The sequence below is a fragment of the Xylophilus sp. ASV27 genome (assembly GCF_016428875.1).
In the GTDB taxonomy this organism is placed as follows: domain Bacteria; phylum Pseudomonadota; class Gammaproteobacteria; order Burkholderiales; family Burkholderiaceae_C; genus Xylophilus.
Window position 1 is genome coordinate 1 of sequence record NZ_JAELTO010000458.1, and the last position, 231, is coordinate 231.

The following is a 231-nucleotide window of genomic DNA, read 5'->3' on the forward strand; positions in this document are numbered from 1 at the left end:
GCCAGCGTGCCCAGCCCCCGGGGGGCCCACACACGGGGCCCAACCCCACGGACCGGGGCAAACTCGGCAGCAAGCGCCACCTGATCACGGACTGCCAGGGCATGCCGCTGATGTTCTGCGTGACCGGAGCCAATCGCCATGATTCGGTAGTCTTCGAGGACTTGGTCGATGCCCTGCCTGCCGTGGGCGGCAAGCCCGGCAGGCCACGCCGCCGGCCCGGCAAGCTGCATG

General features: G+C 70.6%; 1 protein-coding gene. It reads left to right on the forward strand.

Annotation, left to right across the window (positions count from 1 at the left end):
- The coding region (locus JHD63_RS23775; protein ID WP_198973222.1) for a transposase at positions 1-231 on the forward strand (231 nt) is incomplete at both ends.